Source organism: Streptomyces sp. CBMA123 (assembly GCF_014596465.1).
In the GTDB taxonomy this organism is placed as follows: Bacteria; Actinomycetota; Actinomycetes; order Streptomycetales; family Streptomycetaceae; genus Kitasatospora.
Window position 1 is genome coordinate 1 of the sequence record NZ_MECK01000473.1, and the last position, 1,581, is coordinate 1,581.

The 1,581-nt window shown below is 77.0% G+C and carries 2 pseudogenes; both read left to right on the forward strand.

What is annotated here, in order from left to right:
* Nucleotides 1-583 (forward strand): annotated as a pseudogene (locus tag BG452_RS34545) (precorrin-6y C5,15-methyltransferase (decarboxylating) subunit CbiE); the annotation flags it as partial.
* A gap of 482 nt (nucleotides 584-1,065) precedes the next feature.
* Nucleotides 1,066-1,581, forward strand: a pseudogene (locus BG452_RS46340) (hypothetical protein); the annotation flags it as partial.

Genomic DNA, 1,581 nt, shown 5'->3' on the forward strand with positions numbered 1-1,581 from the left:
CCGCGGCTGGGCGCTCCCCGGCGACGCCTACGCAGGCGCCGGGCGCGCGGAGGACGAGCCGGGCGCATCGGAGGCGCTGCCCGCGCACGTACGCGCCCTGGTGCTGGCCCGTCTGGGTGCACGTCCCGGGGACCTCGTCTGGTCGGTCGGCGCGGGCAGCGGCGCCCTCGCGGTGGAGGCGGCCCGGTTCGGCGCCGCCGTGGTCGCCGTCGAGGGCTCCCGCTCGGCCTGCGCCCGGCTCACCGTCAACGCCCGCCGCTACGGGGTCGAGGTGGAGACGGTGTACGGGAAGGGCCCCGAGGTGCTGGGCGGACTGCCGGAGCCGGACGCGGCCGTGGTGGAGTCCGGCGGCCTCGACGTGGTGCGGGCGGTGCTGGCCCGCAGGCCCGAGCGCTTCGTCGCCGTCGCCCGGACCTTCGCCGAGGCCGAGGAGATCCGCCGGGCCATCAGCGAGGCCGGGTACCGGGCGGATGGCGCGCTGCTGCAGTCGACCCCGCTGCGGGCCGCCGAGGAGGGCGGCGCGCTGACGCTCGGTGCGGGCGCGGGCGGCGCGCTGCTGCTCTGGGGTGAGCAGATCGTGTGAAGGCCTCGGGTGCGCGCCCGGGCCGCCGGGCGCACCGCGCGGTGATCCAGGTCGCATCCGGACACCGATTCGAGAGGTCACCGCGCCGGGCCGGTAGTGTGGCGTCCCAGGCGGCTGCAGCCGCCGACGACCCACCCGATTCGGTCGGTTTGTCACCTTTTTGACGTGGTGCAAGCCGGTTCCGCTCGGAGTGTGGGCAATTCGACGGGCCGCGTGCCGGACCTGGAGAATGCCGTAGGGTCCGGTGCGGTCGTGCCGGTTGCTCCGGGTTGTCGTTGATTCAGATGGTGCACCGCCCTCATCGGCGGTGCCCGGGCCGGGGTGCCGCAGCGCGCCGGAAGGACTAGGGCCGCAGCGCCACGGCGCGGCGGCCGCGTGTGTTGAGGGGCGGGTCGGTCCAGGCCCGGCCCGTGCGGATGGGCGCTGCGGTCGGTGATCGCGTCGCCGAGGGGCGCGGCAGCGGCCTGGAAGGAGCTTTGACAATGACCGATGGCGGCCACGTCCCGGGCGAGGGACTGCCGGAGCACCTGCACGCCGGGCCAGACCCGCTCGGCGGACCGGAGGGCGTCGCGGGCGTTGCACCCCTGCAGGGCGTCGCGACCGACGGCGGCGTGATCCCCAACCCGGCGGCGCCGGTGGGCGGCCTGCCCGGCGCGGGCATGATCCCGCCGCAGGGCCAGCCGAACTTCGCCGTCCCCGGCGTGCCGGCCCCGGCCGCCCCGGGTGACGGCTGGACCGTCGACCAGGGCGCCGCGCGCCCGGCGTTCCACTTCGTCGACCAGCCGGACGGGCTGGACGACGAGGACGACGTCCTGCTGATGCCCGGTCCGCAGGGCTCCTGGGGTGCCGAGCAGGCGCCGTTCGCGCAGCCGGACGGCGCCCCGGTCGAGCCGTCCTGGCCGCCGGTGGACCCGCCGGTGCTCGGCGGCGAGCACGTCCAGCAGCCGCCGCTGCACGCCGCCCCGGCGCAGCCCCAGCAGCCGATGACCCAGGCTCAG